The sequence below is a fragment of the Martelella sp. genome, from assembly GCF_984369615.1.
The window spans coordinates 1-6356 of record NZ_CFHTCS010000258.1; the positions used below are offsets into that span (position 1 = coordinate 1).

General features: G+C 63.3%; 6 protein-coding genes, 2 tRNA genes and 1 pseudogene. 5 read left to right on the top strand and 4 right to left on the bottom strand.

The genetic code is table 11. The annotated features are described in order from the left end of the window. Positions 1-184, bottom strand: a 184-nt coding sequence (locus tag AC5DC2_RS17400) for a hypothetical protein (RefSeq protein ID WP_491699384.1), incomplete at its 3' end; no start/stop codon positions are given. Between the two features lie 348 nt (positions 185-532). Then, positions 533-606, bottom strand: a tRNA-Cys gene (locus AC5DC2_RS17405). A gap of 317 nt (positions 607-923) precedes the next feature. On the opposite strand from AC5DC2_RS17405, the gene AC5DC2_RS17410 reads away from it, so the two are divergent. The 5 genes from AC5DC2_RS17410 to AC5DC2_RS17430 all read left to right on the top strand — a co-directional run bounded on the left by AC5DC2_RS17410 (position 924) and on the right by AC5DC2_RS17430 (position 5016). After that, positions 924-1361 (top strand): YqaA family protein, encoded by a 438-nt coding sequence (locus AC5DC2_RS17410; RefSeq protein WP_024708132.1) that lies wholly within the window; start codon positions 924-926, stop codon positions 1359-1361. A gap of 206 nt (positions 1362-1567) precedes the next feature. After that, a complete protein-coding gene (locus AC5DC2_RS17415) occupies positions 1568-3502 on the top strand; it encodes a mechanosensitive ion channel domain-containing protein (protein WP_491699385.1) in 1935 nt (644 codons plus the stop codon). Positions 3503-3548: 46 nt separating this feature from the next. After that, positions 3549-4220 (top strand): hypothetical protein, encoded by a 672-nt coding sequence (locus tag AC5DC2_RS17420; protein WP_152534525.1) that lies wholly within the window; start codon positions 3549-3551, stop codon positions 4218-4220. 193 nt (positions 4221-4413) lie between these two features. Further along, a tRNA-Asn gene (locus AC5DC2_RS17425) sits at positions 4414-4488 on the top strand. A gap of 114 nt (positions 4489-4602) precedes the next feature. After that, entirely contained in the window at positions 4603-5016 is a 414-nt protein-coding gene (locus AC5DC2_RS17430) for a GNAT family N-acetyltransferase (RefSeq protein ID WP_024708129.1), read from the top strand. 71 nt (positions 5017-5087) lie between these two features. Here the strand turns inward: AC5DC2_RS17430 and AC5DC2_RS17435 are convergent, their stop codons facing one another. Continuing rightward, positions 5088-6215 (bottom strand): anhydro-N-acetylmuramic acid kinase, encoded by a 1128-nt coding sequence (locus AC5DC2_RS17435; RefSeq protein WP_024708128.1) that lies wholly within the window; start codon positions 6213-6215, stop codon positions 5088-5090. Further along, positions 6215-6356: pseudogene (locus AC5DC2_RS17440) on the bottom strand (esterase); the annotation flags it as partial. The pseudogene AC5DC2_RS17440 and the gene AC5DC2_RS17435, both read right to left, overlap by 1 nt.

Consider the following 6356-nt stretch of genomic DNA (forward strand, 5'->3'; position numbering starts at 1 on the left):
CCTGCGCATAGACCCGGCTGTAGCCGCGCGAATAAAACGGCACCGGAACGCCGGAAAGCGCGCCGGCAAGCGCTGTGGACTGAAACAGCAGCGAGGAGGCGATCCAGCGTTTTCGCATGCCCGTCCGCACCGGCTTGCCGGCCTTGCCGTTCCCGGAGCGCTTGCCGCCGACAGCTTTGGTCATGGTTCGTCCCCCCGGGCGCATTTTCTGGTTTGCGGAATCTTCTGAGAAAGCCCGGGAATCACTTTTGATGATTTCCCGTCTCTTAGACAGGCGCAAAATGTCCGGGCCCGGACCTTTTCTGGCGTTTTGCCGCCTTATGGCTGCCGTAAATTGATGAATTCCCCTAAAAGTTGCACTGTTTTTCGTCGGGCATCGTCATAGGGAATGACCGTCGGATCGCCGTGAAGCGAGTGATGGAATCAGTCTTGCCGCGCACGGCGCGCGACCACCGGAAACAGTCGAGACGGTTGGAACGCGGCCCGGGAGCCGATGCGGGTGATTGCGGAAAAGAAGCGCCGAAAACGGCAATGGAGGCCTCGGCCGGAATCGAACCGGCGTGCAAGGATTTGCAGTCCTCTGCGTAACCACTCCGCCACGAGGCCCCGCGCCGCTGAAAAGCAAGCGTTGGCGGGCGTTTAGAATGATTTGCAATTCGGCGCAAGGGGAATCTCCGAAAAATGGCGGCTAAATTGCGCCTGTATCGCTCCTGGCAGCCGCCTCACTCTTCATGTGCGTTCGGCGCACGCGACGCGGCGCTGCCCGCATTGTCCAGACGCCGCGCCTTGCCGGCCGGCTTCAGGCTTGCGACTTGCGATCTCCGGCAATACTACGTCCGTGACCCGATGCAGGAAACCACAGGCATGCCGACGGCTGAAGACAGACGAAACCGGCGCGACCGGAGCGCCAGCGGCGGCCCCGGATGAGCGCCCTGCTTGCCTATGGCGGCCTGTTTGCCAGCGCGCTGGTCGCCGCGACCATCCTGCCGATGCAATCGGAGGCGGCGCTTTCCGGACTGCTGCTGACGGGAGCCTATCCGGTTTTCGCGCTTGTGCTCGCCGCCTCGCTCGGCAATGTGCTCGGCTCTGTCGTCAACTGGCTGCTGGGACGCGGCATCGCGCGGTTTCGCGACCGGCGCTGGTTTCCGGTCGGCCCGCGGGCGCTTGAAAGGGCGGAAGCCTGGTACGGCCGCTACGGCAAATGGTCGCTTCTCCTGAGCTGGGTCCCGATCATCGGCGATCCGCTGACCGTTGTCGCCGGCGCCCTGCGCGAACCCTTTCCCGTCTTCCTCGCCCTTGTCACCCTTGCCAAGGTCGGGCGCTATCTCGCGCTGACAGCGGCGGTCCTCGGCCTGTCGTGAGAAGACCGGCGGCCGGAAAATCAACAAATTCACATTGGCTGGACACGAATCACGTAAAAAATCGGGTAGGGTTGGCTGCGGATCGGCGGAATGAGGATCCGGCAGAGATCAATCGCGCAGAGGAGGCAGCGGAGAAAGCGATGCATTCAGACAATTCTTCCCGAACCGGGCGCCGACGCTCGAACGCTTCGTTCAGCCGATGCGCCTTGCTCGCCCTTGCCCTGCTCTTTGCCTTCCTCGCCGTTTTCCAGGCCGATTACGCAACCAGGGCCTATGCCCAGCAAGCGCCAGCGACGCCCCACGGGCAACAGGACGCGACGGCTGCGGAACTGGTTCAGGAGATCATCAGCGACGCCGCTGACAATGAGGGCTTGCATTCACGTTACCAGCGGCTTGTGACCAACCCGATCTCGCCGCCCGACACGCGCAGCCCGCGCGCCACGCTCGAAAGCTTTCTGGTCATCATGCAGGCGGCCAACAAGCTCTGGCTCGGCGTGCGCGACGAATTCTTCGCCAATGACAACTTCTTCATGACGGAGGAAGAGAAGGATCAACTGGTTCTCGTCCAGTCCCTGCTCGGCAAGGCGGCGCAGACCTTCGACCTTTCCGACGTTCCCGCCGCCTCGCGCGAGCGTTTCAGCATCGAGACGGTGCTTCAGCTTCAGGAGATCTTCGATCGAATCTACCTGCCGCCGCTCGAGGATATTCCCGGTTTGCCGGCAGGCTCCAATGCCCGGGCGGACGCGCTCGGCGGCCCCCTTCCGGACAAATGGATCATCCCCGGCACAAGCCTCACCATCGAGCGCATGCAGGACGGGCCCTATTCCGGCCAGTATCTGTTCACCGCGGCGACAGTGGACGAGATTCCGGATGATTACGAGGCGCTTCAGTCGCTGCCGATCATCGCCGACAGGGGCGAGGACCTCTACCAGTACTACATCTATACACCCGGAAACCTCGTCGCGCCGCAATGGTATCAGTTCATACTGGACGGTCCGGGCTGGCTTCAGAACACGTTTGGCGGCCAGGCCTACTGGCAATGGCTCGCGCTCGCGCTCACCGTGGTCGTGCTGATGCTGGCGATCGCCCTCTACAGCCGCTGGAACAACCGCCGCCCGGTTCCGCTCGATCCCGCCGCCCGCCAGTCGCGCCGCCTCACGCCGCCGCTTCTCGTGATCCTCGCCGCGAACCTGTTTCACTATCTCTGCGAGGAGCAGATCAACATCACCGGCGACCTTCTTCAGATCGTGACAACGGTCGTCAGCGCCATCATCTGGACGACATCGGCCTGGCTCACCTACCAGGTGCTGCAGACGCTCTACATGTGGACGATCCGCAATCCGACCGTCAACAACGCCAGCCTTGATGCCAGTCTGGTGCGCACCGGCTTCCGGGTCGCCTCCTTCCTGGTGGCGATCGTCGTGCTCGGCTACGGCGCCACCCGGATCGGCATCCCGATCTACGGCGTCGTCGCCGGTCTCGGCGTCGGCGGCCTGGCCATCGCCCTTGCCGCGCAGCCGACGCTTGAGAACTTCATCAGCGGCCTCATTCTTTATGCCGACAGGATCGTGCGCGTCGGCGACTTCTTCCAGTTTTCCGACACCGCCGGAACGGTCGAGGAAATCGGCATCCGCTCGACCCGCATCCGCGCGCTCGACCGCACGCTGATCATCGTCGCCAATGCCGAGCTGGTTAAGCACAAGATCACCAATTACAGCCAGCGCGACGTCTTCCTGTTCCGCCACAAGGTCGGGGTCAGATACGAGACCGACAGCGCGACCCTGCAGAAGGTGCGCGACGGCATCCGTGCGGCGCTCGAGGCGCATGACAGCGTGCTGGAGAGCCCTCTCAGGGTGCGCTTCGTGGAATATGGCGACTTCGCCTTTCTGTTCGATATCTATGCCAACATCTCGGCGACCGACATCAACGCCTTCCTCGAGGTTCAGGAAGAACTCCTGATCGCGATCCGCGAAGCGGTCGAGAACAACGGCGCAGGCTTCGCTTTCCCCTCCTCCACCGTCTACCTTTCCCGCGATCAATTGCCGGAACGAAAGACGGTCGACATCGTTGAGAACGAAAGTGACGAGGAGAGGTCAAAGAGCGCCCCCGCGGAAAAGGCCTATCCCGTCGATGAAACATAAGCATTGACCTGCCGCAGGGGGCCCGGCGGGTCCTTCGGGAGTGGACATGGTCTGGGGCTGGATCAACGCGAATTCGGGCGCGCTGAGCGCGATTGCGAGCTTCTGCACGCTCGTCATCTGGGCAATCTATCTGCAGCTGATCTTCAGCGGTTTTCGCGAGGGCCGGCGCGCGAAGATCCTGATCAATCGCGGCGCCGGTCCGACACTGGAGGGACACTGCCTGGTCGCCAATATGAGCGCCAAGCCGATCTATATCGACGCCGTGCTGCTCGATTTCACCCTGAAGGATGAGGACGGCGACAGGAATCTCCGCTATTCCCTGAGCAACCTCAATTTCGATGAGGACGGCACGCCTGATCCGCGCAAGCGCTGGTTTCAGGGCCCGCTCGATTCCGGCGAGCATCTCGATCTCGGCTCGTTCAGGACGCTGATCGGCAAGATGTCGCCGAAGGGTTTCGATGATTTCGAAAACATCGCCGACGTCAAGCTGACCGTCGTTGCGACCTATACCTCCGAGGACCAGCCGGTGGCCGCCGAACGCAGCTTCGACATCATCCGCACGGAGGGTGACCTGCTGCTGTCGCCCCGCGCCTATTCGGCCACGCAGATCCGCTCCCGCAGCGCCAGACGGCGGATCGAGAGCGAAATGCGCGACATGCACAGTTCCGAGCGCGGCGACGGCCCCGAAACGGGCGACGGGGTGCAGCGGCGCGGCTGAGGCCGCGCGGGCCCCTCCCAATCGCCGCTCCGGCCGCGGGAGCCGGCCGGCCGGCCGGAGCGGAAAGGGCCTCCTTCCGGGCTTGTGCGCGAAAGCGGAAGACAATGTTATTTTTTTGCAAAAAGGGCTTGGCAAACCGCCCGTGCATTTGTATTAACCCGCTCACACCGCAGCGCCCGAGCGGCGCGCATATTCCCTGGTAGCTCAGCGGTAGAGCACTCGACTGTTAATCGATAGGTCGTCGGTTCGAATCCGACCCGGGGAGCCACTTCTTCTTGATTTGCCGGAAACTTAAAGCGTTTCGCCTGACAGGCTGTCTATGCACCTGAATGAATTGGCGTATTCTTCATTCCGAAGACCATGCGAATCATGAAGGCACGCCATGCAGATCACAGTCACAGCCGATCCCGATGCGGACGATATCGCCCGGGTCGACGAGAACCTCTCGCGCTTCAACGATGACGACGTCGGGCCGGCGGAGCGCACGCCGCTGTCCGTCTTCGTACGGGACGGCGACGGCCTTGTGATCGCCGGCATCAACGCGTTCACCGCATGGGGCTGGCTCTACGTGCAGCGGCTGTGGGTGGGCGAGGACGCGCGCGGGCAAGGCGTGGCCGGAAAAATGCTTTCGGCGGCCGAGGACGCGGCGCGCGCACGCGGTTGCCACGACGCCTTCATCGACACCTTCAATCCGGTGGCGCTCAAGGCCTATCAGCGCGCCGGCTATGTCGAATTCGGCCGAATGCAGAATTTTGTTGCCGGCCGCGACCGGGTGTTCCTGCAGAAAAAACTGTAGCGGACAGGGCAGAAAAAACCTGAACTCTTCAGATCAAATGTTTGATTTCAGGTCTCTTTTTCGACCTCCGGTCAACCAGTAACCCGCCCTCCGCTCATCGGCTCGGGCACGCCTGTCGTCGTCGGAAAGCTGAAGGGAAGGCCGCGCACGGCCCTCACGCCAAGAAAGGCGAAGCATTCGGCCTCGATCGCGTCGCCGCGCCAGCCGACGGATTCAGCCGGCACCGCCTCGACGCCTGCGCGGGTCTGAAGCATCGCCATGATCGCCGGGTTGCGCCTGCCGCCGCCGCAGACGACGAGACGTTCCGGGCGCACCGGCAGGAGATCGAGCGCCTTGCCGACGGCAGCGGCCGTAAAGGCCGTCAGCGTCGCGGCACCCGTTGCGGTGTCCAGTCCCTCGGCCATGGCAGAGGAGAAATCAAACCGGTCAAGCGATTTCGGATAGGGCGCCGCCAGATAAGGATGTTCGAGCAGTCTCGACAGCCGCGCCTCGTCCACCGTGCCGGAAAGCGCCAGCGCCCCGTCGCGATCCATCTCGCCAAGGCCGTTTTCCTTCATGAAGTCATTGAGCGGCGCATTCGCCGGGCCGGTATCGAAGGCAATCAGCCGATCGCCGCCGTCCCACCAGGTGACATTGGCAACGCCGCCAAGATTGAGCACCGCCGTTTTGCCGGAGGTATCGAGGCTTTTCAGCAACGCCTGGTGATAGCCGGCCGAAAGCGGCGCGCCCTGCCCGCCGGCGCGCACATCCGCGGTGCGGAAATCATAGGCCACCTTGCAGCCGAGGATGCGGCTCATCAGCGCCCCGTCGCCCAGCTGGCGGGTATCGCCCAGGCGATCCTTCGTCGGCGCGCGATGCAGCACGGACTGGCCGTGAAAGCCGACAATGCCGATATCGGCCATCGACAGGCCCTCGGCCTCGACCAACGCTTTCACCGCGTCGGATTGCGCCCGCGTCAGCACCTTTTCGGCCTCGGTGAAGATCGTCGGCTCCGCTCCTTCGAAATTCCAGGCGCGGGCTGCCGCCAGCGTTTCCTCCAGCAGGTCGCGCGTCGCCTGCGGATAGGGGGCGAGCGTGTAGGCGCCGAAGGCCTCCACGGTGACGCCGTCGGTTTTCAGAAGCGCGACATCGATATTGCCGTCAAGCACGGTTCCGGTCATCAGACCGACGGCCCAGACGGGTTTGAAATCCTGCATCATCATTCCGCTCCGTTGATAAGGTCGCTGACGCGCCGCCTCAGCGCCATGATGCCGCTGTCCGTATGGCGGCTCGGATGCACGCGGTTGGTCAGCAGCGTCCAGGCATGGCCGCGCGCGAAATCCACGCAGAGCGACGTGCCG

What these genes read in the sequence shown, in the direction of transcription:
- AC5DC2_RS17435 (WP_024708128.1), bottom strand. Translation starts at nt 6,215, where the DNA reads ATGATGCAGGATTTCAAACCCGTCTGGGCCGTCGGTCTGATGACCGGA.
- AC5DC2_RS17420 (WP_152534525.1), top strand. Translation starts at nt 3,549, where the DNA reads ATGGTCTGGGGCTGGATCAACGCGAATTCGGGCGCGCTGAGCGCGATT.
- AC5DC2_RS17410 (WP_024708132.1), top strand. Translation starts at nt 924, where the DNA reads ATGAGCGCCCTGCTTGCCTATGGCGGCCTGTTTGCCAGCGCGCTGGTC.
- AC5DC2_RS17430 (WP_024708129.1), top strand. Translation starts at nt 4,603, where the DNA reads ATGCAGATCACAGTCACAGCCGATCCCGATGCGGACGATATCGCCCGG.